Genomic DNA, 22,871 nt, shown 5'->3' with positions numbered 1-22,871 from the left:
AGCCGAGCGCCCGCCCCAAGTGGGCGGACGCTCGGATCGTGCCTGTTCGTCAGGCGGAGGCCGGCGTCTCGTCGGCGCCGTCGGACGGGGCGGCCTCGGCCCGCGCGGCTTCCGCCGCGGCCTTGGCGCGCTCGTCCGCAGCGGCCTGGATCGCCCGCCATGCGGACTCCGCGGCCTGCTGCTCCGCCTCCTTCTTGCTGCGGCCGGTGCCGGTGCCGTACGAGACGCCTCCGACGCGGGCGGCAGCGGTGAAGGTCTTCTCGTGATCGGGGCCGGTCTCCGTGACCAGGTACTCGGGAACACCGAGCCCCTCGGTCGCGGTGAGCTCCTGGAGGCTGGTCTTCCAGTCCAGGCCGGCTCCGAGGTTGGAGGACTTCTCGATCAGCGGGTCGAACAGGCGGTGCACCAGTTCGGACGCCGCGCCGAGGCCCTGGTCGAGATAGACCGCGCCGATCACCGCTTCGAGGGTGTCGGCGAGGATGGACGCCTTGTCCCGGCCGCCCGTGCCCTCTTCACCACGGCCGAGCCGGATGAAGGAACCCAGGTCGAGGCCGCGGCCGACCCCCGCCAGCGCACGCGAGTTGACCACCGCGGCCCGCAACTTGGCCAGCTGGCCTTCGGGCAGGTCGGGGTGGGTGGTGTACAGCGTGTCCGTCACGACGAGACCCAGGACGGAGTCCCCGAGGAACTCCAGCCGCTCGTTCGTCGGCAGACCGCCGTTCTCGTACGCGTAGGAACGGTGGGTCAGTGCACGCACCAGAAGGGCGGACTCGACCTGGTAGCCGAGCCGCCCTTCCAGAAGTGCGTGGGACGAGGCTTCGTGGTCCGCCGGGTTCCCGGCGGTTGGATCCGCCTTGGCGTCAACCGCCTTCTTTGGCGTGGACACAGTGCCTCTCACCAGCCGCTCAGACCTCGATGACCTGGCGCTTGTTGTAAGTGCCGCAAGACGGGCACGCGATGTGCTGCTGCTTGGGCTCGTGGCAGCGCTCACACGCAACCAGGGTGGGGACCGCAGCCTTCCACTGCGACCGGCGGTGGCGCGTGTTGCTGCGCGACATCTTCCGCTTCGGAACAGCCACGGCTACTTCTCCTGCTTCTCGTTGGCGTGCGCCGAACCGGGCGCCTCGCCACTCATCTCGTCCTTCTCGCCGTCTTCGAGTGAACCGGCGAGTCCCTGCAACGCCGCCCAACGGATGTCGAGGGCGTCGTGGTGGTGGTCCGGGTCGTCCGCGAGCCGCGCTCCGCACTCGGAGCACAGACCCGGGCAGTCTTCCCGGCACACCGGCTGCATCGGCAGTGCGAGCACCACCGCGTCCCGCAGCACGGGTTCGAGGTCGAACATGCCGTCCTCGAGGGAGAGCGTGCCCTCGTCGTCCTCGGCGTCGTCGCCCGGTTCCGTGATCACACGGCCCCGGTCATCGGCGTCAGGGTACGAGAACATCTCCTGGAAGTCCGCTTCGAGCTCCTGCTCGACCGGCTCCAGACACCTTACGCACTCCCCCTTGGCCAGTGCACGGGCGGTGCCTGTGACAAGCACCCCTTCCATGACCGACTCCAGACGGAGTTCGAGCTCCACCGGGGCGCCTTCCGGCACTCCGATGACGTCCTTGAGACCGAGGTCCTTCGGGGCGTCGACCGTGCGGGTCAGGCGCTGGAGCGCACCAGGACGCCGACCCAGCTCGTGCGTGTCGAACACGAGGGGGTTGCGGTGGTCGAGGCGGGCGTTAGGAGCCATTCCTGCTTTCGATCTTCCGAGCTCAGAGGGACGCTGCCCGTCGGTGTCTGCGGGCAGCGCAGGTCGCGGGCATACACACGACCGAAGAACCAGGGTACTGGACCTTTCGCTGTCGGCCCAATCCGCAGTCAGCGGCCCTGTTCGTAGGCCCTCAGCTGCTCCGCGCTGATCATGCCCGTGTCGAACAGGCTGGTCTCGTCCAGGGCGTACCCCTGCTGCGCGTGCTGTTGAGGCCGCTGGGGCTGCTGCTGTGCCTGCTGGGGGTCGTAGGCCGCCTGGTTCGGGTCGTAGGCGGGCTGCTGCGGGTCGTAGCCCTGATAGGTCGCGTACGGATCGGCCTGCTGCTGGTAGCCGTACGGGTCCTGCTGCTGCGGGTCGTAGCCCTGGTCGTGCTGTGCGTCGTAGCCCTGCTGCTGGTAGCCGCCGTACGGGTCCGGCTGCTGCTGGTAGGCGTAGGCGGGCTGGGCGACCGGGGGCTGCTCGGGCTGGGGCGGCGCCATCGGGCGCTCGGCCGGGGTGTCGGCCAGACCCGCGAGATAGTCGGCGTCGCTGGAGTGCTGGACGGTGCTGGTGTCGTCGGAGAGGGCGCTGAGGTCGTCGGAGGCGATCCGGCCGTGCAGCTTCTGCCGGCCGCGGCCGACCGCCTCCAGGGTCTTGGCGAGCACCGCCTCGAAGGCGCCGATCTTGACGTCGACGTACTCGTCGGCGTTGCGGCGCAGGGTCTCCGGGTCGTGGCTGCGCTCGGGGGCGTCCTCGTCCTCGTAGCCCTGGGCGTCCAGGCCGGGACCGGTGCCGAGGAGCTTCTCGCGGCCGCGGCCGACGGAGCCGAGGGTCTTGGTGAGGACGACCTCGAAGTTGGCGAGCTTGGAGTCGACGTAGTCGTCGGCCTCCGCGCGGATCTCCTCGGCGTCCTTGCGCGCCTCGGCGAGGATCCGGTCGGCCTCGGCCTGGGAGCGGCGGGCGACCTCGGTGTCGGAGATCAGCGAACCGCGCTCGGCGTGCGCGCCCTGGATGATCCGCTCGGCCTCCTGACGGGCCTGCTCGACCAGCTGCTCACGCCCGCCGATCAGTTCCTGCGCGTGCGCGAGGGAGTCGGGCAGCGCGGCGCGCACCTCGTCCAGCAGAGAGAGCATCTCCGCGCGGTTGATCACGCACGAGGCCGACATCGGCATCGAACGGGCACTGGAGACCGCGTCGACGATCTCGTCGAGCTTCTTCTGCACATCCATCGTGTGCTCGCCACTCTCTACGCCTGTGATGGAGACGGACGGGACGACTGTACGGCCATGGGACTGCCGGGGGACACCGGATCCCGCGTTGCCCGCGGGCCGGGGAACGCGGCGGCCGGCGCCCGGCGTTCGGCGGCGGCCCGTGCTCCGGGGTCGGTCAGCCCTGCTTCAGACGCTCGGAGAGGGCCTCGAAGATGGCCGGCGGGACCAGGTGCGAGACATCGCCGCCCCAGGTCGCGACCTCCTTGACCAGGGAGGACGACAGGAAGGAGTAGGTGGGGTTGGTGGGCACGAACAGGGTCTCGATGCCCGAGAGGCCGATGTTCATCTGGGCCATCTGGAGCTCGTAGTCGAAGTCGCTGACCGCGCGCAGGCCCTTGACGATGGCGGGGATGTCGCGCTGCTTGCAGAAGTCGACGAGCAGGCCGTGGAAGGACTCCACCCGGACGTTCTCGTACTCGGCGGTGACCTCGCGGATCAGCTCGATCCGCTCCTCGATCTCGAACAGGCCCTTCTTGGCCTTGTTGATCATCACCGCGACATAGACCTCGTCGTACAGACGGGAGGCGCGGGCGATGATGTCGAGATGTCCGTTGGTGATCGGGTCGAACGACCCGGGACAGACGGCGCGGCGCACTTGTGATCCCTCGCTCTCCGGTCCGGTCATCGTGCGTCTTCGCACGTAGAGGCGGCGCGACCGTACCAAAAGGTTCCTTCGCCGTAGCGACGGGACCGGAGCGCTTCGAAGCCGTCCGGCCACCGGAACTCCCCGCCCCTGGTGCTGCGCTCCACGGTGACGATCGCCTCCGGCGCGAGCCAGCCCTCCGAGCCGAGTGTGAGCAGGATCTCCCGAAGATCGTCGTCCGTGACGGCGTACGGAGGGTCCAGGAAGACGATGTTGTACGGCTGTTCAGGCGCCGTTCGGATGATCTGCTCGGCCTTGCCGGGTCTGACCTCCGCGCCCGGGAGGGCGATGTTCTTCACGTTCTCGCGGATGGTCCGGGCGGCCTTCGCGTCCGCTTCCACGAGGAGGGTGTGTCCGGCGCCGCGGGACAGTGCTTCCAGGCCGACCGCGCCCGAGCCCGCGTAGAGGTCCAGGACGCGTTCGCCTTGCAGGGGGGTGCCCAGGAGGGACTGCCACGTGGAGAAGAGGCCCTCGCGTGCGCGGTCGGAGGTGGGGCGGGTCCCTTGTCCCGGGGGGACGGCGAGGCGACGTCCGCCGGCCGTTCCGGCGATCACGCGGGTCATGTGGGGTCCTTGTTCGTGGGCGGGTTTCCGTATCAGTGTGGCTGGTCGCGCCCGCGCGGCGGTAGCCGCAAACGGACTACAGCCCCGCACCCCTGGGGGCGGGTGGGTCGCTCACCCCTTCTCCAGGTACTGCTCCCTTTCCTCGTCCAAGAGGGCGTTCAGTGCCGTTCGGAGGCCTGGCAGGGTCTTGAGGTCGGGGTCGTTGGCCACCAGCCTCGTCGCCTCCTCCCTCGCCTCCGCAATGATCTCCTCGTCCTCGATCACCGCGAGGACCCTGAGGCTGGTGCGGGCGCCGGACTGGGCCTGGCCCAGGACGTCGCCCTCGCGGCGCTGCTCCAGGTCGATGCGGGAGAGCTCGAAGCCGTCGAGGGTGGCGGCGACGGCGTTCAGCCGCTGGCGGGCGGGGCTCGCCTCGGGCATCTCGGTGACCAGGAGACAGAGGCCGGGCGCGGAGCCACGGCCGACGCGGCCGCGCAGTTGGTGGAGCTGGGAGACGCCGAAGCGGTCGGCGTCCATGATCACCATGGCGGTGGCGTTGGGGACGTTGACGCCGACCTCGATGACGGTGGTGGCGACCAGGACGTGGGTCTCGCCGGCGGCGAAGCGGCGCATCACGGCGTCCTTGTCGTCCGGGTGCATCCGGCCGTGCAGCACCTCGACCCGGAGGCCGGCCAGGGGGCCCTTGGCGAGCTGGTCGGCGACGGCGAGGACGGCGAGGGGCGGTCGCTTCTCGGCCTCGTCCTCGGCGGACTTCTGCTTGGCGGCCTTCTTGGGGTCGTCCTCCTCGTCGCCGATGCGCGGGCAGACGACGTAGGCCTGATGGCCGTTCTCCACCTCCTCGCGCACGCGTTCCCAGGCGCGGGAGAGGAAGTGGGGCTTGTCGGCGGCGGGGACGACATGGCTGGCGATGGGCGAGCGGCCGGCCGGGAGCTGGTCGAGGACGGAGGTCTCCAGGTCGCCGAAGACCGTCATCGCGACCGTGCGGGGGATGGGGGTGGCCGTCATGACGAGCAGGTGCGGGGGCTGCTTGCCCTTGCCGCGCAGGGCGTCGCGCTGCTCGACGCCGAACCGGTGCTGCTCGTCGACGACGACCAGGCCGAGGTCGTGGAACTGCACCTTGTCCTCGATCAGGGCGTGGGTGCCGATCACGATCCCGGCCTCGCCGGTGACCAGGTCGAGCAGGGCCTGGCGGCGGCCGGCGGTGCCCATGGAGCCGGTCAGCAGCACGACCTTCGTGGCGTGTTCGGTGCCGCCGAGCATGCCGCCCTCGGCCAGGTCGCCCATCATCTCGACGATCGAGCGGTGGTGCTGCTGGGCGAGGACCTCGGTCGGCGCGAGCATCGCGGCCTGTCCGCCGGCGTCGACGACGGCGAGCATGGCGCGCAGGGCGACCAGCGTCTTTCCCGAACCGACCTCTCCCTGGAGGAGCCGGTGCATCGGATGGGCCGTCGCGAGGCCCTCGAAGATCTCCCGGGAGACCTTCTGCTGGCCGTCGGTGAGGGTGAAGGGCAGCCGGTCGTCGAAGGCGGTGAGGAGGCCGTCCGGCAGGGGGACGCGGGGCACGGCGGGGAGTTGGGCGTCGGTGTGGCGGCGGCGGGCGAGGGCGACCTGGAGGACAAAGGCCTCGTCCCACTTCAGGCGGGCCCGCGCGTCCTCGATGTCGGCCTTGGTGTGCGGGCGGTGGATCTTGAGCAGGGCCTCGGGGAGGGAGACCAGGCCGCGGCCCTCGCGCAGGGAGTCGGGCAGCGGATCGACCGCGTCCTGGGCGCCGGGCAGCACGGTCTGGAGGGCCTTCCCGATCTTCCAGGACTCCAGCTTGGCGGTGGCGGGGTAGATCGGGATGAGGGCGCCGGCCCACGTCTCGACGGACTCCTCCGGGTCGCCGCGGAGCAGTTCGTAGGCCGGGTGGGCCAGTTGCAACCGGCTGTTGAATACCGAAACTTTACCGGCGAACATCGCGCGGGTGCCCGGGAGCAGTTCCTTGTGGGGTTTGTGCACACCGTTGCCGAAGAAGACGAGCTGGAGCCGGCCGCTGCCGTCGGTGATCGTCACCTCGAGACGCTGGCCCTTGCCGCGCGGTGCCCTGGAGGACGCGAAGCTGTGCAGCCGGGCGTCGGCGACCTGCGCGACCACGGTGACGTGCTCGTCCATCGGCAGATCGGCGAGATGGGTGAGCTGCCCGCGCTCCTCGTATCTGCGCGGATAGTGGTGGAGAAGGTCGCCGACGGTCTCCAGGCCGAGGTGCTCGGCCATCACCTTCGCGGTGGCCGGGCCGAGCACTGACTTGAGCGGTTGTTTCAGTGGTTCTTCCAGTGCGGGCACGAGATCCATTGCACACCACGCCACTGACAATGCCGTATACGTCTCGGGAAACTCCTGGTCAGGCGGCTCGTTCCGGCCCTAGGATGACGCGCTCAGGCCATCCTTTCCGCGGTCACCGCCTCACACGGGGCCGCCCGACCCCGCGCCGTCGCGAACTCCCTCCACCGGCGCAGCGACGATGGATTCCCAGACCTCACAGTCATCCCAGGCACCTCAGCCCTCGCCGTCACCTCATTCGTTCCAGGTCGACCTGCGTGGTCTGGTGGACCTGCTCTCCCATCACCTCTACTCCAGCCCCAGGGTCTATCTGCGCGAGCTGCTCCAGAACGCGGTGGACGCCATCACCGCGCGCCGCGCCGAAGAGCCGCACGCGCCCGCGCGGGTGCGGCTGTACGTCGAGGACGGCGCCCTGCGGGTGGAGGACTCCGGGGTCGGTCTCACCGAGTCGGACGTGCACACCCTGCTGGCCACGATCGGGCGCAGTTCCAAGCGTGCCGAGGGCCTTCAGGCGGCCCGTTCGGACTTCCTCGGGCAGTTCGGCATCGGGTTGCTGGCGTGTTTCGTGGTCGCCGAGAAGATCCGCGTGGTGAGCCGCAGCGCCCGGACGCCGGACGCGCCGCCCGTGGAGTGGACGGCGACGGACGACGGCTCGTACACCGTACGGACCCTGCCGGACGCGGCCCGGCCCGAACCCGGCACCACCGTGCACCTGGTGGCACGCGCGGGCGCGGGCGAGTGGCTGGCCGAGGAGCGGGTCCTGGAACTGGCGCGGGACTTCGGCTCGCTGCTGCCCTACGACGTACGGGTCGGCGCCGAGGAGGTCACCGACCTGCCCGCGCCCTGGGACCGGCCGTATCCGTCGCCCTCCACCCGGCGGGTGGCGCTCGCGCGCCACTGCCACGACCTGTTCGGCTTCACCCCGCTGGACTCGATCGACCTGAGTGTGCCGCTCGCCGGGATCCGCGGGGTGGCGTACGTGCTGCCGTCGGCGATCAGCCCGGCCCACCGGGCCCGGCACCGGGTGCATCTCAAGGGCATGCTGCTGACCGAGCGCGCCGAACAACTGCTGCCCGACTGGGCGTTCTTCGTGCGCTGTGTGCTGGACACGGACAGTCTGCGGCCGACGGCGTCGCGCGAGGCGCTGTACGAGGACGAGACGCTGGCCGCCGTGCGCGAGGCGCTGGGCGAGCGGATCCGCTCCTGGCTGACGTCCCTGGCCGCCGGTGATCCGCAGCGGCTCGCGGCCTTCCTGTCGGTGCACCACCTGGGCGTGAAGTCGCTGGCGCGGCACGACAAGGACATGCTGCGCACGATGCTGCCGTGGCTGCCGTTCGAGACAACGGACGGCCGGCTGTCGCTGGAGGAGTTCGCCCAGCGGCACCCGGTGGTGCACTTCACGCGGACCGTCGAGGAGTTCCGGCAGGTCGCGCCGATCGCCTCCGCGCAGGGCATCGGGGTCGTCAACGGCGGCTACACGTACGACACCGAGCTGGTGGAGGCGCTGCCGTCGGTGCGGCCCGGCACGTCGGTGGCCGAGCTGGACGCCGACACGGTGACGGCCCACCTGGACGCCGTCGACCCGGCCGAGGAGCTGGCCCTGGCGGGTTTCCTGGCCACCGCGCGGGCGGCACTCGACTCGCTGGGCTGCGATGTCGTCCTGCGGGCGTTCCATCCGCTGTCCGTGCCCGCGCTGCACCTGGACGACCGCCAGGGGCGGCACGAACAGGCCCGCGCGGAGGCCGAGTCGCAGGCCGACGACCTCTGGGCGGGCATTCTGGGCTCGCTGCGCGGCAGCGCGCCCCGCGCGCGGCTGGTGCTGAACCACCTCAATCCGCTGATCCGGCGGATCAGTTCGCTTCAGGACCGGGAGCTGATCGGGACCGCCACGGAGTCGCTGTACGGGCAGGCGCTGCTGATGGCCCAGCGACCGCTGCGGCCCGCCGACTCCGTGCTGCTGAACCGCGCCTTCATCGGCCTGCTGGAATGGGCGACGCACGGCGACACCGCCGCGGGCCCCGGCTCCGACCCCACCGGGAACGGTCACTGATGAGTGAGATCACCGACTTCGACTCGCTGCGCCACGAGATGGCGGAGAACTCCGAACGGCCGGAGGGACCGGCCCGCAACGCGCGCGCGGAGCAACTGCTCGCCGAGGCCGAGAAGCTGGACATCCCGCTCGCCGTGATCGAGGCGCTCGGACACCAGCTGAAGGTCTACAACTACAGCTCCGAGAAGGACAAGATGTTCGTCCCGTTCGCGCGGCTGCTGCGGATGTGGGACGAGCGGCCCGAGGACTTCGACGCGTACGAGACGCACTCCCTGCACTGGGTCTTCAAGTGGATGTCGGCCGGCATGCTCGACCAGCCGCACATCCCGCTCGCCTCGGTCGAGAAGTGGCTCGGCGAGATGGAGCACCGATACCGGCTGGCCGGGCACTCCGAACGGGCGGTGCGCAGCGCCGAGTTCAGTGTGGCCGCGCATGTGGGCGACCGCGCGCGGGCGGACCGGGCGTTCGCGGCATGGCTCGCGGCGGACCGGGACGACATGGCGGACTGCCACGCGTGCGAGCTGCACGGGCAGGCCTGGTGGCACGCGGACAGCGGCCGGGACGCCGAGGCACTGGAGCGGTGGGCGCCGGTGCTGGACGGCGAGTACACCTGTGCGCACGAGCCGCACACGGCTCTCGCGGCGTCGCTGCTGCCCCTGCTGCGGCTGGGCCGGCTCGACGAGGCGCGGACGAACCATCTGCGGGGCTTCCGGCTCGTACGGCCCATGGAGAGCATGCGGGGCGCCTACGCGGACCATGTGGAGTTCTGCGCGCTGACCGGGAACGAGGCGCGTGCGCTGGAGCTGCTCGCCGAGCGTCCCGCGTACTTCACGGACACCGGGCATCCGCGCAGCCGGCTGGACTTCCTCAGCGTCGTGACGCTTGTCATGGACCGGCTGACGGAACTCGGTCTGGGCGACCAGCAGGTGCCCGGTCCCGCGGGACGCGAGTGGACGGCACGGGAACTGGCCGCGCACGCCCGCTCGGACGCCCTCGCCCTCGGCGCACGCTTCGACGCCCGCAACGGCACGGCCTACGTCAGCGAGCGGGCACGCGCGCGGATGGACCAACGTCCGCTCGTGGAGCGGCTGCCCCTGGGCGTGCGTTCGGTACGGACGGGTCCCGCGCCCTCCGTGCCCGCTCCGCGCGACCCGGCGCCGGAGGCCGCGGAGCCGGACCTGTCCACGCTGCTGGCCGAGGCCCGGCGCCAGTCGGACACGCTCCAGCCGCACGCCGTCGAGGCCTGGGCCGCGGTCGCGCGCGCCGCGCGGGGCGTCGAGCTGGACGCCCGCGACCGCGCGGAGATCGCCGACCACCGCGCGATGGAACTCGGCCCCGAGGGCCTGGAGTTCTTCGAGGAGGCCGCCGCGTGCTTCACCGAGGCGGGCGACCCGGGCGAGGCCCTGGCGGTACGCGCGCGTGCGGCCTACGTGCGCGCGCTCGCCGGTGACGTCGACGAGGCCCTCGCCGCGGTGACGGGCCCGTACGACGAGGTGCTCGCGCTCTACGCCGAGGACGGCACGGGCGTACGGCAGACCGCGTCGGTCGTGATGGCGCGGGCCCGGATCATGATGCGGCGGATCCACGAGGGTGACGCCGACAGCGCCGACGGGGCCGTCCTGGGCGACGCCGAGACGGCCGTACGGGAGGTCCTGGCGCTGGTGGACGGGCGGGCCGGCGACGATGTACGGCTCGCCGCGCGGGCGGCCGAGGCGCACGCCATGCTCGGCGAGCTGGCGGGACACGCCGGGGACGCGGAGACGTCGGTGGAGCTGTTCGAGCGGGCCTCGGCGGAGTTCGTGGCCGCCGGGCTGCCGTGGTTCGCGGTGGAGTACGACGCCCGGGTGGCCTCGCTCTCGCACCAGCTCGGCGACCAGGCCGGGGCGGACCGGGCGCTGCGGGCGGCCCTGGAGCACGGCGGACCGTATCTGGAGCCACCGGGACGCGCCCGGCTCAACCTCCAGCTGGCCGAGGTGCTGGGCGGCGCCGGGTGGTTCGCCGAGGCCGGCGAGCATGCCCTGGAGGCGGCGCACTGGGCCGACGAGGCGGGCGAGGGGCCGGAGTTGGGCGCCTGGGCGAGACAGCTCCTCGGCGGCTTCCTGCTGCGGCAGCGGCGGTGGGCCGAGGCGGCGGAGGTGCTGGAGTCGGCGCTCGCCGACCTGACCGCCGAGACGCACGGCGAGGGCGCGGTCGTCCAGACCCAGTGGTGGCTCGGCGACTGTCTCGGCGAACTCGGCGAGCACCGGGCGGCGGCCGAACGCCGGCTGCGCGCGGCGGACATCGCCCGGCACTGGCCGGAACAGCAGGACCACGCCACGCTCGCCCATCTCGCCGCCGAGTCGCTCGGCGCGGCGGGGCTGCCCGCCGAGGCGGACCAGGCCTACACGCGCGCGGGCGACCTGTGGCGCTCCCTCGGTGACGTCCACGGCCTGGTCCGTGCCCTGCGCGCACGCGCGTGGCTGGCACTGGGCACGGAGGACACCGTGGACGCCGCGCGGGCGCTGATGGCGCAGGCCGTCCAGGAGTGCGAGACGGCGCTGGACCCGGTGCCGGATCCCGAGGCGCGTGAGGAGCTGCTCCTCGAACTCGGGCACACCCACCGCCAGTTCGGCGACCTCCTCGCCCGCTCGTCCGGCGAGGACGCCGAGGACGACGGGATCCGGGCCGCGTTCCAGGAGGCCCTGGCCCAGATCTCCCTCGCGGCCGGCGTCTTCGAGTCGCTGGGTGACCGGGCCCTGCACGCGCGCACGGGCGCGGAACTGGCCGCCGGCTGGCTGGAGGCCGACCTGGGCCACCCCGAGAAGGCGACGGCACGCGCACGAGCGGTACTCGCCGCCTACGAGGCCACCCCCGACGAGGAGGCGGTGGCCGCCCGCCGCCGGGAGGCCGAGCAGATGCTCCGCGTCATGACCGAACAGGCGGAGGAGGACGACCGGGGGTAGCACGGCCACCGCCCGCCGGCCCGCTCGCCCGGGCGGCCGGGCGGGCGGCCGGCCGGGCGGGCGGGCGGGCGACACCCAAGGCCCCGCCCGTCACCGGAGGTCGCCTGCCGGCCGTCCCGCGCAGCCTCCGGTCTGCCCCCGGGTCCGTCCCGCCCAGCCCCGGCCTACTCCACGCCGATCAGCAGCAGGGCGCCCTGCCGACCGCCCCGGTACACCACCGTGTCCACGGCCAGGTAGGCCTCACGGACGCGGTGTTCCAGGTGGTCGGCGATGGGAGGCGGGGCCTCGTCGCCCAGCACGAGGGTGACCAGCTCGCCCCCGGCGGAGAGCATCCGGTCCAGCACCGCCTCCGCCGTCGCCGTGACGTCGGACCCGATCACGGCGACATCCCCGTCGATCAGCCCGAGCACGTCCCCGGCCTGGCAGATGCCGGCCATCGTCCATGACTGCCGTTCCGCGACGACGACCTCGGCGTGCCGGGTCGCCCCCGCCGCCGAGGTCATCGACACCACATCCTCGTCGAACCGCCGCTCGGGCGCGTGCACCGCGAGCGCCGCGATCCCCTGGATCGGGGACCGGGTCGGGATCAACGCCACCCGCACACCCTCCGCGCGGGCCTGCTCGGCCGCCGCTGCCGCCGTGTGCCGCAGCTCGGCGTCGTTGGGCAGCAGCACCACCTCGCGCGCGTGCGCGCGCCGCACCGCCTCCACCAGTTCCCCGCTCGCGGGCGGCTCCCCGGGGCGCGCGAGCACGGTCGTCGCGCCCGCCTCGGCGTACAGCCCCGCGAGCCCCTCCCCCGGCACCACGGCCACCACGGCCCGCTGCGCACGCTCCCGAGGGGGCCGCTCCCCGCGCACGCTGTGCACGTCGTCGACCCCGAAGTGGGTGATCCGGATCCGGTACGGCCGGCCGGCCTCGACCCCCGCCTCGACGGCAGCCCCCGCGTCGTCCACGTGCACATGGACGTTCCACAGCCCGTCGCCGCCGACCACGACCAGCGAGTCGCCGAGCCCGTCGAGCCGGGCCCGCAGCCGCTCCACGGCGTCGTCCCCGGCCTCCAGCAGATAGATCACCTCGTACGCCGGACCGTCCTCCGCCGCGGTCTCCCCCGGTTCCGGGCAGTCCGCGGCACCGTCCCGCGGTATCTCCTCGGCCTCGGAGGAGAAGGGGCCGGCCTCCGAGGAGAAGGAGACAGAACCCGAGCCGGAGCCGGGCCTGCCCCCCACCGCGCCCACGACCCCGGGCGCCTCCCCGGTGAACGTCTCCACCAGCGCCCCCAGCACCGCCACCAGGCCCCGTCCGCCGGCGTCCACGACCCCCGCCCGTCCCAGGACCGCCAACTGCTCGGGCGTCGCCGCCAGCGCCGTACAGGCCGCCTCGTAGGCCGCCCGCGCGACCGTCCCGCAGTCGCCCTGGGTGTCTCCGGCCGCGTCGGCCGCGGCCGAGGCGACGGACAGGACCGTGCCCTCGACGGGATGCGCCACGGCCTGCCGGGCGGCGTCGGCCGCGCGGCGCAGCGCGAGCCGCAGGCCGGGCCCGTCGGTGTGAGCGTTGTCACCGTCGGCCAGCACCTGGGACATACCGCGCAGCAGCTGCGCCAGGATCGTCCCCGAGTTGCCGCGCGCTCCGATCAGCGCGCCGTGGGCCATCGCCCGCGCGGCGTCGGCCAGCAGCGGGCCCTCCGTGTCGCGGGCGTCGACCGCGTGCCCGGCGAACACCGCCTCGACCGCGCCCACGGCGGACTCGACGGTCAGATAGAGGTTCGTGCCGGTGTCCCCGTCCGCGACCGGATAGACGTTGATGGCGTCGATCTCCTCGCGCGCGCGGCCCAGCGCCTCCAGCGCGAGACCGCACCAGGTGCGCACCGCGAGAGCATCGAAGAATGTCTGCGGCACCTGCGCCACCTGCGCCTCCTTGAGCTGCTGGACGTGGGACGCAGCGTAGCCCTGGGACCGGTGTCCGCCGGAAGTGGGCGGGGCGGGCCCCTGAGCAGCCATGGTAATTTCGTTGTACCGACGCAGCCGTTGTATGCTGCTCCGGTTGCCCGATCTCGATCGGGCCATTCCCCTGGCACCGCCACTCAGATCTCGGATCGCTCTCAGCGCCTCAAGATTTTGATCCCGGCATGCCGGGATCAACCGTAAGAGCATCTGAAGTCTTTGGAGTGACCCGTGGCTGCCAACTGCGACGTCTGCGGCAAGGGGCCGGGCTTCGGCAACGCCATCTCGCACTCGCACCGCCGTACACCCCGTCGCTGGAACCCGAACATCCAGCGCGTACGTACCGTGGTCGGTGGGACGCCGAAGCGCGTGAACGCTTGCACCTCGTGCATCAAGGCCGGCAAGGTCTCGCGCTGAGACACAGCTAAGCGCGCGGCCACTGCTGGTTCGCTGCACTGAGCCGGCCCACTTCGGTGGGCCGGCTTTCTGCTGTGCTCAAGGGCTGTGCTCAAGGGCTGTGCTCAAGGGCTGTGCTCAAGGGCTGTGCTCAAGGGCTGTGCTCAGGAGCTGTGCTCAGCGCTTGGCGGCGGAACCCCGCCGAAGATCCCAGCCGTGGTCCACGGGCCCGATCCCGCCCCCCAGCGCAAACCCGGCCCTGATCGCCCCGGTGACGTACGCCTTCGCCGCCGTCACCGCCTCCGGAACGGAGTCCCCCTTCGCCAGCTGCGAGGCGATCGCGGAGGCGAGGGTGCAGCCGGTGCCGTGGGTGTGCCGGTTGTCGTAGCGGGGAGCGCGCAGCCAGTGCTCGGCGGAGCCGTCGGTCAGCAGGTCCACGGCGTCGCCCGCCAGATGCCCGCCCTTGACCAGCACCCAGTGCGGCCCGTACATCAGCAGTACGTCGGCGGCCGACCGCATGTCGGTCTCCGTCTCCACGTGCACACCGGTGAGTTGGGCGACCTCGTCGAGGTTCGGTGTGACGACGGTGGCCAGCGGCAGCAGCCTGGTGCGTACGGACTCCAGCGCGGACTCCGCGAGCAGCGAGTCGCCGTGCTTGGAGACACCGACCGGGTCGACGACCACCGGCGCGTTCGTCCCGCCGACCAACTCCGCGACGGTCTCGACGAGTTCGGCGGAGGCCAGCATCCCGGTCTTGACCGCCTGTACGCCGATGTCGTCGACGACACTGCGGTACTGCGCCCGCACCGCCTCGGCCGGCAGCTCCCAGGCGCCCTGCACACCAAGGGAGTTCTGCGCGGTCACCGCGGTGATCACGCTCATGCCGTGCACGCCGAGCGCGAGCATGGTCTTGAGGTCGGCCTGGATGCCGGCGCCGCCGCCGGAGTCGGAGCCGGCCACCGTCAGTACCCGGGCAGGTGCGCTCATGACTCGATGTCCCCGAAGTGGTCCCAGCCGCTCTTCTTCGTCCAGGGTGCCCCGTCGACGGTCACCTGGGGCAGCGCCGACGGGTTGAGGACCTCGCCGATGACCTTCCAGCGGGCGGGCAGTTTCACGTCCGGCGGGAAGGTCGCCACGATCGCGTGGTCCTCTCCCCCGGTCAGCACCCACTGGAGCGGGTCCACACCGACGGCCTGTCCGATGTCGTTCATCTGCGAGGGGATGTCGATCGCGCCGGAGCGGACGTCGATCCGTACCTTGCTGGCCTCGGCGATGTGCCCGAGGTCGGCGATCAGTCCGTCGCTGACGTCGCACATCGCGGTGGCGCCGAGCCCCGCGGCGGCCGGACCCGCGTGGTACGGCGGTTCGGGGCGGCGGTGGGCCTCGACGAAGGCGCGCGGTGAGCGGAAGCCCCGCGAGAGCACCGCGAACCCGGCGGCGGACCAGCCCAGCCAGCCGGTCACGGCGACCAGGTCACCGGGTTGCGCGCCGCCCCGGGTGACGGGCTCCTGGTTGCGCAGATCGCCGAGCGCGGTGATCGACACCATGATCGTGTCACCCCGTACGACATCGCCGCCCACCACCGCGGCGCCCGCGACCTGGCACTCGTCGCGCAGGCCGTCCATCATCTCGGTCGGCCAGGTGACGGGGAGTTCGGCGGGGACGACGAGGCCGAGCAGCAGGGCGGTCGGTACGGCGCCCATGGCGGCGATGTCCGCGAGGTTCTGCGCGGCCGCCTTGCGTCCGACGTCGTAGGCCGTGGACCAGTCGCGGCGGAAGTGCCGCCCCTCCAGCAGGATGTCGGTGCTGGCCACGACCCGCCGGTCGGGCGCGGCGACCACCGCGGCGTCGTCGCCGGGGCCGACGCGGACCGCCGGGGTGGTGGTGAGCCGGGAGGTGAGCTCCCTGATGAGCCCGAACTCGCCGAGCTCACCAACAGTGCCCTTCATTGCCCTTACGCCCCTTCTGTCCCTGACCGAGTATGCGTTGTGTCCGGTACGACGACCGTGCCGGCCGTCAACGTCCGTCGTGACGGCACCCCGGCGCGCGAGCGCCGGTCACCGCAGGTCTCCCCGCGAAGAGCGGCGACGCGATACCGTGGCGTTCCTTTTCCCCACATGATCCTCGTGGCCGCCCTGGAGGTTCCGTGGTACAGGCGTACATCCTGATCCAGACGGAGGTCGGCAAGGCGTCGACCGTCGCCGAAACGATCAGCAAGATCCCTGGAGTCATCCAGGCCGAGGACGTGACAGGACCGTATGACGTCATCGTGCGCGCACAGGCCGACACCGTCGACGACCTGGGCCGCATGGTGGTCGCCAGGGTCCAGCAAGTGGACGGCATCACCCGTACCCTGACCTGCCCGGTCGTCCATCTGTAGCCCCCGTCTACGCTTTGCCGGTGAAGTTCTTCCGTCACCGGCACATCTGTCTGCCCGCGCTCGTTCTCGCGATCTCGGTCGCGGGCTGCTCATCAGCAGACGACGATGCCACCGCCGCGGTTCCGTCACCGGACGCGGCGGTGGTCAAGCTGTGCCGAAACCTGGACGGTGCCCTGCCGAAGAAGCTCGACGGGCAGGGCCGTACGGACCCCGAGCCCGCGTCCGCACTGACGGCGGGCTGGGGGAGCCCGGCGATCATACTGCGGTGCGGTGTCCCCCGGCCCCCGAAGATGATCGATCCCAAGGTCGCCGAAGGCCGGGACGAGAACGCCGTGGCCGGCGGGGTCGACGGGGTCGACTGGCTTCAGGAGAAGGCGGACGACGGGGCGTTCCGGTTCACGACGGCCAGTCGTGTCGCCTATGTCGAGGTGGTGGTTCCCGCGGAGCGGGACAGCACGTCGGCGCTGGTGGATCTCGCCCCGGCGATCAAGTCGGCGGTTCCGAAGGGGATCGCCGACTGATCACCGCGGGGCATGTGCGGAGCGGCCGTACTACCTGAGGCCGGTCGGCCGGTCGAGCGCCGCCCGGATCAACCGGTCCACCAGCGCGGGATAGCCGACGCCGGTCGCCTGCCACATCTGCGGGTACATCGAGATGGGTGTGAAGCCGGGCATCGTGTTGATCTCGTTGATCACGAACTCGCCGTCCTCCGTGAGGAAGAAGTCCGCGCGGACCAGCCCCTCGCAGGAGGCCGCCTCGAAGGCGTCCACCGCGAGCCGGCGCACCTCGGCGGTCTCCTCGCCGGAGAGCGGGGCCGGCACGATCCCCGGCGTCGAGTCGATGTACTTCGCCTCGAAGTCGTAGTACGCGTGGGCGTCCGGCGGCGGGATCTCGGCGGGTACGGAGGCCCGCGGGCCGTCCTCGAACTCCAGCACCCCGCACTCGATCTCGCGGCCCCGCAGCGCGGCCTCCACCAGGATCTTCGGGTCGTGCCGCTGGGCCTCGGCGATCGCCTCGTCGAGCCCGGACAGGTCCTCGACCTTGGTGATGCCGATCGACGAACCCGCGCGGGCGGGCTTCACGAAGAGCGGCCAGCCGTGCTCGCCGGCGAATTCGACGATCTTCTTGCGGGCGGCGGACACGTCCCGCTCCCACTCACGGGGCCGGATCACCACGTACGGGCCCACCTTGAGCCCGAAGGAGGTGAACACCCGCTTCATGTACTCCTTGTCCTGGCCGACGGCCGAGGCGAGCACGCCGGAGCCGACATAGGGCACACCGGACAGCTCCAGCAGGCCCTGGAGAGTGCCGTCCTCGCCGTACGGGCCGTGCAGGACGGGGAAGACGACGTCGACCTCGCCGAGCGCCTTGGGCACCGAACCCGGCTCGCTGTAGACGACTTCGCGGTTCGCAGGGTCGACCGGGAGGACCACGGCGCCCTCCCGGGACTCCGCGAGGTCCTCGACGCTCGGTGTGCGGCGGTCGGTGATCCCCATGCGCTCGGGGGCGTCCGCGGTGAGCGCCCAGCGGCCGTCCTGGGTGATGCCGATCGGCAGGACCTCGTACTTGGTCCGGTCGATGGCCCGCAGTACGGCGCCGGCGGTGACCACGGAGATCCCGTGTTCGGAGCTGCGACCGCCGAACACGACGGCCACCCGCGGCTTGCGGAACGACTGGCTCTGGGGGAGGTTCTCGGTGCTCATATCGCGTTGAGCGTACCGGGTGGTACAGCGCCGACCTAGCTCCCCTGCGCAGGCGTCGCGCGGTGCCCCCGGAGGCCGTCGCTCAGCGTCGTTCGGGCTTCGCGCTGCGCGACATCAGCTCCTTGACGGCGACCACCGGAGGCTTGCCCTCGTGCACGATGGCGACGACCGTCTCGGTGATCGGCATGTCGACGCCGTGCCTGCGGGCCAGATCCAGCACCGACTCACAGGACTTGACGCCCTCGGCGGTCTGCCGGGTGACCGCGATGGTCTCCTGGAGGGTCATGCCCTTGCCGAGGTTGGTGCCGAAGGTGTGGTTGCGCGACAGCGGCGAGGAGCAGGTCGCCACCAGGTCGCCCAGGCCCGCGAGTCCGGAGAACGTCAGCGGGTCGGCGCCCATGGCGAGACCCAGCCGGGTCGTCTCCGCGAGGCCTCGGGTGATGAGCGAGCCCTTGGCGTTGTCCCCGAGGCCCATGCCGTCCGCGATGCCGACGGCGAGCCCGATCACGTTCTTCACCGCGCCGCCGAGTTCACAGCCGACGACGTCGGTGTTGGTGTAAGGGCGGAAGTACGGGGTGTGGCAGGCGGCCTGGAGGCGCTGGGCGACCGTCTCGTCGGCGCACGCGACCACGGCGGCGGCCGGCATCCGGGCGGCGATCTCCCGGGCCAGGTTGGGCCCGGTGACGACGGCGACCCGGTCCGCGCCGACCTTCGCGACGTCCTCGACGACCTCGCTCATCCGCATGGTGGTGCCGAGTTCGACACCCTTCATGAGCGAGACGAGGACCGTGCCGGGCGCGAGCAGCGGCGTCCAGGCGGCGAGGTTCTGGCGCAGGGTCTGCGAGGGGACGGACAGGACGGTGAAGTCGGCGTCCGCGGCGGCCTCGGCGGGATCGGTCGTCGCGCGCAGGTTCTGCGGGAGTTCGACGCCGGGGAAGTAGTCGGGGTTGGTCCGCGTGGAGTTGATGGCCTCGGCGACCTCCGCGCGGCGCGCCCACAGCGTGACCTCGCAGCCCGCGTCGGCGAGCACCATGCCGAACGCCGTACCCCACGAACCGGCGCTGAAGACCGCCGCCTTGACCGCCTTGCTCACGTGCCCTGCCCCTCTGCCTGCGTGCCCCGTGACTGTTCCCGGGTCCGCGTCCGTTCCTCGATCCGGGTCTGTTCCTGGATCCGGGTCTCTTCCTGGGTGCGCCGGCGCTGCTCGATGCGCTCGCGACGCGGGTCGTAGGGCTCGGTGGGGGCCTGTTCGCCGCGGATCTGCTCCAGCTGGTGGGTGATGGCGGCCATGATGACCTCCGTCGCCTCCTTGAGGACGTCCGCGGACATGTCCCGGCCGTAGAAGCGCGAGAGGTCAACCGGCGGTCCGGCCAGCACGTGGTGGGTCTTGCGCGGCAGCAGATCGGGCTTCTTCGCGTACGGCGGCAGCAGTTCGTTGGCGCCCCACTGGGCGACCGGGATGACCGGGCACTTGGTCTTCAGCGCCACGCGCGCGGCGCCGGTCTTGCCCGTCATGGGCCAGCCGTCGGGGTCCCGGGTGATGGTGCCCTCGGGGTAGAAGACCACGCATTCGCCGCGGTCCACGGCGTTGATCGCGGCGCGGAAGGCGCTGAGTGCGTCGGTGCTCTCCCGGTAGACCGGGATCTGTCCGGTGCCCCGCATCGCGGCGCCGACGAACCCCTTCCCGAAAAGCCCGCTCTTCGCGAGGAATCGTGGAACGCGCCCGCTGTTGTACTGGAAGTGTCCGTACGCGACGGGATCGACGTGGGAATTGTGGTTCACCACGGTGATAAATCCGCCCTCGGCCGGAATGTGCTCCATTCCTCGCCAGTCCCGCTTGAGCAGAACGACCAGCGGCGGTTTGCAGATCACCGCGGCGAGGCGGTACCAGAAGCCCTTTCTGCGGCGGGGCACGCGAACACCTTCCTCTAGGGCCTGGGGGGCCGCACAAGTGTCGCCCCGGGCCGCCTGTCTGTCGAGAACACCGTACGCCCGCCCGTCACCGGACACCGCCCCCGGCAAGGAGCTTCACACCACTCCCGATGCGAGAGGCGACAACCGGTCCGGGTGACAATGGCCGCGACAAGAGAGGGACGGATCACTGGTGCAGTGGACCTTGGTGGTACCCCTGAAGCCCTTGGCGCGGGCCAAGAGCAGGCTCGCCGGCACGGCGGCGCACGGGCTGCGCCCCGGGCTCGCGCTCGCCTTCGCCCAGGACACGGTGGCAGCGGCCCTGGCCAGCCCGGCGGTACGGGATGTGGCCGTAGTCACGGACGACGAGCTGGCCGGCCGCGAGCTGTCCGCACTCGGCGCGCGAATCCTCCCCGACGAGCCGGGGCAGGGCCTGAACGCCGCTCTGGAGTACGGCGCGGCAATGGTACGGACCGCTCGCCCGCAAAGCCGGGTGGCCGCCGTCAACGCCGATCTCCCGGCGTTGCGCCCGGCGGAATTGGCCCGGGTCCTGGACGCGGCCGCGCAATTCCCGCGCGCTTTCCTGCCGGACGCGGCCGCAATCGGCACCACTCTGCTCGCCGCGGGACCCGGTGTGGAATTGCTCCCGGCATTCGGCACGGATTCCCGCGCCCGGCACCGCGCCTCGGGCGCGCGGGAACTCGAACTCGACACGGTGGATTCCGTACGGCAGGACGTGGACACCGGCGACGATCTGCGCGCGGCGCTGCTGCTGGGTGTGGGGCCCCGGACGGCGGCGGCGACCGCGCGCCTGCTGATCGCCGGGCAGTAGGCTGCCGCCATGCAGGCCACCGCATACACGTACGACGCCGGCACCCGCAGCGGACAGGTGCTCCTGGACGACGGCACTCCGGTGCCCTTCGACGCCGTGGCCTTCGACGCGGGCGGGCTGCGGCTGCTGCGGCCCGGACAGCGGGTGCGGATCGAGACCGAGGGCGACGGCGACTCCCGCCGGATCACGCTGGTGACGCTTCAGACGTTCTGAGACCGCCCGGACAGCCGTGGAGAACGCCGCGGGCCGGGCTCCCGAAGGAGTCCGGCCCGGCGCGTGAGTGGCTTGCGCTCCGCCTACCTGCGGGCGGTGGCCTTCTTGGCGGTGGTCTTGCGGGCCGTCGACTTCTTGGCGGGGGCCTTCTTGGCCGTCGCCTTCTTCGCCGGGGCCTTCTTGGCCGTCGCCTTCTTGGCGGTGGTCTTCTTCGCCGCCGTCTTCTTGGCGGTCGCCGTGGTCTTCTTGGCGGTCGCCTTCTTCGCGGTGGTCTTCTTCGCCGCCGTGGTCTTCTTCGTGGCGGTCTTCTTCGCCACGGTCTTCTTGGCGGCGGCCGTGGTCTTCTTGGCGGTCGCCTTCTTCGCGGCGGCCTTCTTGACCGTCGCCGAGGCACCACCGGTCAGGCTGCCCTTGGGCGCCTTCTTGACCGCGATGTCGCCCTTCGGGAGCTTCTTCGAGCCGCTCACCAGGTCCTTGAAGCCCTGGCCCGCGCGGAAGCGCGGCACGGAGGTCTTCTTGACCCGAACCCGCTCGCCCGTCTGGGGGTTGCGGGCGTAGCGGGCGGGACGCTCGACCTTCTCGAACGAACCGAACCCGGTGACCGAGACCCGGTCGCCACTGACGACCGCACGGACGATGGCGTCCAGGACCGCGTCGACAGCCTCGGCGGCCTGCTGACGGCCGCCCATCTTGTCGGCAATCGCTTCTACGAGCTGCGCCTTGTTCACGTCTTCCCCTTCGGAGACATTGCCAGAACGAAAGTGTTCAAGCTTTTTCGCACGTTAGGCAGATATATACCGCAAATCAAACACGAAACGGGCGAATCACCCTTGTGCCGCAACGGCTTCGACTGTCCTGGCGCGTTCAGCGTTCCTCTTCGGGGAATCGACCCTCGTCGAGGTCCGCGGTGAACGCCTCCAGGCGCCTTGCCGCGTCGGCGAGATCGTGCTTGGCCGCGGCCGTAATGACCAGCAGCTTCCGGGTCAGCGCCATCCGTACGCCCTCCGGGACTTGCAGTGCGCGCACTCTTGTGTGCGCTTCCTTCAGTTGGTTCGCGACTGCCGCATAGAGCTCGAGTTGGCCGTCGTGTCCCATGCACAGATTGTGCCATCTGGGGCGAGTTGTCGCCTGCTCGGGGTGCAACTGCCGCCTCGAACGGCCCTCACGGGGGTGTTTGCGACCGTGTCGGAGCAACTCCCCCGACCCGCCAACAACCCCTGTCACATGGGCAGTTGAAGAGCTTGCGCGCGGGACGTGCGGCCGTACGGGTACAGAAATGGCTGTACCCCCGATCGGGCCGATCGGGGGTACAGCCGGGGTGTTCGGGTGGCCGAAACTCGACCTCTACGGGGGCTCCGGGGGAGCCCCGGACGGCTCAGACGTTCAGCGTGCGCGGCTTGTACGAGGGCCGCTCCGCCTCGTACGTGGCGATGTCCGGCTCGTTGCGCAGGGTGATGGAGATGTCGTCGAGGCCGTTCAGCAGCCGCCAGCGGGAGTTCTCGTCCAGCTCGAAGGAGGCGGTGACACCCTCGGCGCGCACCTCGCGGGCCTCCAGGTCGACCGTCACCTCGGCCTGGGGGTCACGCTCGGTCAGCTCCCACAGCGCGTCCACGATCTTCTGCTCCAGAACCACGGTGAGCAGGCCGTTCTTGAGCGAGTTGCCCCGGAAGATGTCGGCGAACCGGGACGAGATCACGGCCTTGAAGCCGTAGTTCTGAAGCGCCCAGACCGCGTGCTCGCGGGAGGAACCGGTGCCGAAGTCGGGGCCGGCGACCAGCACGGTCGCACCCTCCCGCTCGGGCCGGTTGAGAATGAATTTCTCGTCCTTGCGCCAGGCCTCGAAGAGTCCGTCCTCGAAACCGTCCCTGGTCACCTTCTTGAGCCAGTGCGCCGGGATGATCTGGTCGGTGTCGACGTTGCTGCGCCGCAGCGGGACGGCACGGCCGGTGTGCGTGGTGAATGCTTCCATGACT

The 22,871-nt window shown here is 71.4% G+C and carries 23 protein-coding genes; 7 read left to right on the top strand and 16 right to left on the bottom strand.

What is annotated here, in order from left to right; translation table 11 throughout:
- Positions 1-49: 49 nt before the first annotated feature.
- From rnc to recG, 7 genes are all read right to left on the bottom strand, one after another.
- The gene (rnc, locus tag ACIQAC_RS29115) at positions 50-898 is read right to left on the bottom strand and encodes a ribonuclease III (protein ID WP_402195923.1); all 849 of its coding nucleotides are present in this window, start codon (positions 896-898) and stop codon (positions 50-52) included.
- Positions 899-905: 7 nt separating this feature from the next.
- Entirely contained in the window at positions 906-1,079 is a 174-nt protein-coding gene (gene rpmF / locus ACIQAC_RS29110) for a 50S ribosomal protein L32 (RefSeq protein WP_103781676.1), read from the bottom strand.
- A 2-nt stretch (positions 1,080-1,081) separates the two neighbouring features.
- On the bottom strand, positions 1,082-1,735 hold the full coding sequence (locus ACIQAC_RS29105; protein WP_402195920.1) for a YceD family protein: 654 nt from the start codon (positions 1,733-1,735) through the stop codon (positions 1,082-1,084).
- A gap of 128 nt (positions 1,736-1,863) precedes the next feature.
- The gene (locus tag ACIQAC_RS29100) at positions 1,864-2,964 is read right to left on the bottom strand and encodes a cell division initiation protein (RefSeq protein ID WP_402195917.1); all 1,101 of its coding nucleotides are present in this window, start codon (positions 2,962-2,964) and stop codon (positions 1,864-1,866) included.
- 157 nt (positions 2,965-3,121) lie between these two features.
- A complete protein-coding gene (gene coaD, locus ACIQAC_RS29095; protein WP_402196227.1) occupies positions 3,122-3,601 on the bottom strand; it encodes a pantetheine-phosphate adenylyltransferase in 480 nt (159 codons plus the stop codon).
- A 26-nt stretch (positions 3,602-3,627) separates the two neighbouring features.
- A complete protein-coding gene (rsmD, locus tag ACIQAC_RS29090) occupies positions 3,628-4,212 on the bottom strand; it encodes a 16S rRNA (guanine(966)-N(2))-methyltransferase RsmD (RefSeq protein WP_402195914.1) in 585 nt (194 codons plus the stop codon).
- A gap of 111 nt (positions 4,213-4,323) precedes the next feature.
- A complete protein-coding gene (recG, locus tag ACIQAC_RS29085) occupies positions 4,324-6,543 on the bottom strand; it encodes an ATP-dependent DNA helicase RecG (protein WP_402195912.1) in 2,220 nt (739 codons plus the stop codon).
- A gap of 169 nt (positions 6,544-6,712) precedes the next feature.
- Between recG and ACIQAC_RS29080 the strand changes: the two genes are divergently transcribed.
- Both ACIQAC_RS29080 and ACIQAC_RS29075 read left to right on the top strand, forming a co-directional pair.
- Positions 6,713-8,581, top strand: coding sequence for an HSP90 family protein (locus tag ACIQAC_RS29080; RefSeq protein ID WP_402195910.1), 1,869 nt, complete (start codon positions 6,713-6,715; stop codon positions 8,579-8,581).
- Entirely contained in the window at positions 8,581-11,523 is a 2,943-nt protein-coding gene (locus ACIQAC_RS29075) for a tetratricopeptide repeat protein (protein WP_402195907.1), read from the top strand. The genes ACIQAC_RS29080 and ACIQAC_RS29075 overlap by 1 nt, the downstream gene beginning before the upstream one ends.
- A gap of 164 nt (positions 11,524-11,687) precedes the next feature.
- Here ACIQAC_RS29075 and ACIQAC_RS29070 read toward each other — a convergent pair whose 3' ends face one another.
- Positions 11,688-13,427, bottom strand: a complete 1,740-nt coding sequence (locus ACIQAC_RS29070; RefSeq protein ID WP_402196224.1) for a DAK2 domain-containing protein — start codon at positions 13,425-13,427, stop codon at positions 11,688-11,690.
- A 267-nt stretch (positions 13,428-13,694) separates the two neighbouring features.
- Between ACIQAC_RS29070 and rpmB the strand changes: the two genes are divergently transcribed.
- Positions 13,695-13,880: a 50S ribosomal protein L28 gene (gene rpmB / locus ACIQAC_RS29065; protein ID WP_105970634.1), complete on the top strand. Its 186-nt coding sequence runs from the start codon at positions 13,695-13,697 to the stop codon at positions 13,878-13,880.
- A 156-nt stretch (positions 13,881-14,036) separates the two neighbouring features.
- Here the strand turns inward: rpmB and thiD are convergent, their stop codons facing one another.
- Together thiD and ACIQAC_RS29055 are read right to left on the bottom strand one after the other, a co-directional pair.
- Positions 14,037-14,846, bottom strand: a complete 810-nt coding sequence (thiD, locus tag ACIQAC_RS29060) for a bifunctional hydroxymethylpyrimidine kinase/phosphomethylpyrimidine kinase (protein WP_402195904.1) — start codon at positions 14,844-14,846, stop codon at positions 14,037-14,039.
- Positions 14,843-15,808: a thiamine-phosphate kinase gene (locus ACIQAC_RS29055; protein ID WP_402195901.1), complete on the bottom strand. Its 966-nt coding sequence runs from the start codon at positions 15,806-15,808 to the stop codon at positions 14,843-14,845. Before ACIQAC_RS29055 ends, thiD begins: the two co-directional genes overlap by 4 nt.
- Positions 15,809-16,005: 197 nt before the next feature.
- Here ACIQAC_RS29055 and ACIQAC_RS29050 point away from each other — a divergent pair, with 197 nt between their 5' ends.
- Together ACIQAC_RS29050 and ACIQAC_RS29045 are read left to right on the top strand one after the other, a co-directional pair.
- Entirely contained in the window at positions 16,006-16,239 is a 234-nt protein-coding gene (locus tag ACIQAC_RS29050) for an Lrp/AsnC family transcriptional regulator (RefSeq protein WP_016432437.1), read from the top strand.
- A gap of 20 nt (positions 16,240-16,259) precedes the next feature.
- Entirely contained in the window at positions 16,260-16,760 is a 501-nt protein-coding gene (locus tag ACIQAC_RS29045; RefSeq protein ID WP_402195898.1) for a DUF3515 domain-containing protein, read from the top strand.
- Positions 16,761-16,790: 30 nt separating this feature from the next.
- Here the strand turns inward: ACIQAC_RS29045 and ACIQAC_RS29040 are convergent, their stop codons facing one another.
- The 3 genes from ACIQAC_RS29040 to ACIQAC_RS29030 all read right to left on the bottom strand — a co-directional run bounded on the left by ACIQAC_RS29040 (position 16,791) and on the right by ACIQAC_RS29030 (position 19,856).
- The gene (locus ACIQAC_RS29040; RefSeq protein ID WP_402195895.1) at positions 16,791-17,942 is read right to left on the bottom strand and encodes a D-alanine--D-alanine ligase family protein; all 1,152 of its coding nucleotides are present in this window, start codon (positions 17,940-17,942) and stop codon (positions 16,791-16,793) included.
- Positions 17,943-18,024: 82 nt separating this feature from the next.
- Positions 18,025-19,035, bottom strand: a complete 1,011-nt coding sequence (locus ACIQAC_RS29035; protein WP_402195889.1) for an NAD(P)H-dependent glycerol-3-phosphate dehydrogenase — start codon at positions 19,033-19,035, stop codon at positions 18,025-18,027.
- Positions 19,032-19,856, bottom strand: coding sequence for a lysophospholipid acyltransferase family protein (locus ACIQAC_RS29030; RefSeq protein WP_402195886.1), 825 nt, complete (start codon positions 19,854-19,856; stop codon positions 19,032-19,034). Before ACIQAC_RS29030 ends, ACIQAC_RS29035 begins: the two co-directional genes overlap by 4 nt.
- Before the next feature lie 190 nt (positions 19,857-20,046).
- On the opposite strand from ACIQAC_RS29030, the gene cofC reads away from it, so the two are divergent.
- Positions 20,047-20,685 carry a 2-phospho-L-lactate guanylyltransferase gene (gene cofC, locus ACIQAC_RS29025; RefSeq protein WP_402195884.1) on the top strand — a complete coding sequence of 213 codons (639 nt, stop codon included), beginning with the start codon at positions 20,047-20,049 and terminating at the stop codon, positions 20,683-20,685.
- Between the two features lie 9 nt (positions 20,686-20,694).
- On the top strand, positions 20,695-20,898 hold the full coding sequence (locus ACIQAC_RS29020) for a hypothetical protein (RefSeq protein WP_402195883.1): 204 nt from the start codon (positions 20,695-20,697) through the stop codon (positions 20,896-20,898).
- A gap of 83 nt (positions 20,899-20,981) precedes the next feature.
- Here ACIQAC_RS29020 and ACIQAC_RS29015 read toward each other — a convergent pair whose 3' ends face one another.
- From ACIQAC_RS29015 to leuD, 3 genes are all read right to left on the bottom strand, one after another.
- A complete protein-coding gene (locus tag ACIQAC_RS29015; protein ID WP_402195881.1) occupies positions 20,982-21,626 on the bottom strand; it encodes an HU family DNA-binding protein in 645 nt (214 codons plus the stop codon).
- Positions 21,627-21,762: 136 nt separating this feature from the next.
- Entirely contained in the window at positions 21,763-21,993 is a 231-nt protein-coding gene (locus ACIQAC_RS29010) for a hypothetical protein (protein ID WP_402195878.1), read from the bottom strand.
- A gap of 280 nt (positions 21,994-22,273) precedes the next feature.
- Complete coding sequence (gene leuD, locus ACIQAC_RS29005) at positions 22,274-22,867, bottom strand: 3-isopropylmalate dehydratase small subunit (protein WP_402195876.1); 594 nt, start codon at positions 22,865-22,867, stop codon at positions 22,274-22,276.
- Positions 22,868-22,871 lie beyond the last annotated feature (4 nt).

This window comes from Streptomyces sp. NPDC088387, assembly GCF_044753385.1.
GTDB lineage: Bacteria > Actinomycetota > Actinomycetes > Streptomycetales > Streptomycetaceae > Streptomyces.
This window is presented reverse-complemented; position numbering and strand designations above follow the sequence as displayed.

What these genes read in the sequence shown, in the direction of transcription:
- ACIQAC_RS29105 (WP_402195920.1), bottom strand. Translation starts at nt 1,735, where the DNA reads ATGGCTCCTAACGCCCGCCTCGACCACCGCAACCCCCTCGTGTTCGAC.
- ACIQAC_RS29100 (WP_402195917.1), bottom strand. Translation starts at nt 2,964, where the DNA reads ATGGATGTGCAGAAGAAGCTCGACGAGATCGTCGACGCGGTCTCCAGT.
- rsmD (WP_402195914.1), bottom strand. Translation starts at nt 4,212, where the DNA reads ATGACCCGCGTGATCGCCGGAACGGCCGGCGGACGTCGCCTCGCCGTC.
- recG (WP_402195912.1), bottom strand. Translation starts at nt 6,543, where the DNA reads ATGGATCTCGTGCCCGCACTGGAAGAACCACTGAAACAACCGCTCAAG.
- ACIQAC_RS29080 (WP_402195910.1), top strand. Translation starts at nt 6,713, where the DNA reads ATGGATTCCCAGACCTCACAGTCATCCCAGGCACCTCAGCCCTCGCCG.
- ACIQAC_RS29075 (WP_402195907.1), top strand. Translation starts at nt 8,581, where the DNA reads ATGAGTGAGATCACCGACTTCGACTCGCTGCGCCACGAGATGGCGGAG.
- thiD (WP_402195904.1), bottom strand. Translation starts at nt 14,846, where the DNA reads ATGAGCGCACCTGCCCGGGTACTGACGGTGGCCGGCTCCGACTCCGGC.
- ACIQAC_RS29055 (WP_402195901.1), bottom strand. Translation starts at nt 15,808, where the DNA reads ATGAAGGGCACTGTTGGTGAGCTCGGCGAGTTCGGGCTCATCAGGGAG.
- ACIQAC_RS29040 (WP_402195895.1), bottom strand. Translation starts at nt 17,942, where the DNA reads ATGAGCACCGAGAACCTCCCCCAGAGCCAGTCGTTCCGCAAGCCGCGG.
- ACIQAC_RS29020 (WP_402195883.1), top strand. Translation starts at nt 20,695, where the DNA reads ATGCAGGCCACCGCATACACGTACGACGCCGGCACCCGCAGCGGACAG.
- ACIQAC_RS29010 (WP_402195878.1), bottom strand. Translation starts at nt 21,993, where the DNA reads ATGGGACACGACGGCCAACTCGAGCTCTATGCGGCAGTCGCGAACCAA.
- leuD (WP_402195876.1), bottom strand. Translation starts at nt 22,867, where the DNA reads ATGGAAGCATTCACCACGCACACCGGCCGTGCCGTCCCGCTGCGGCGC.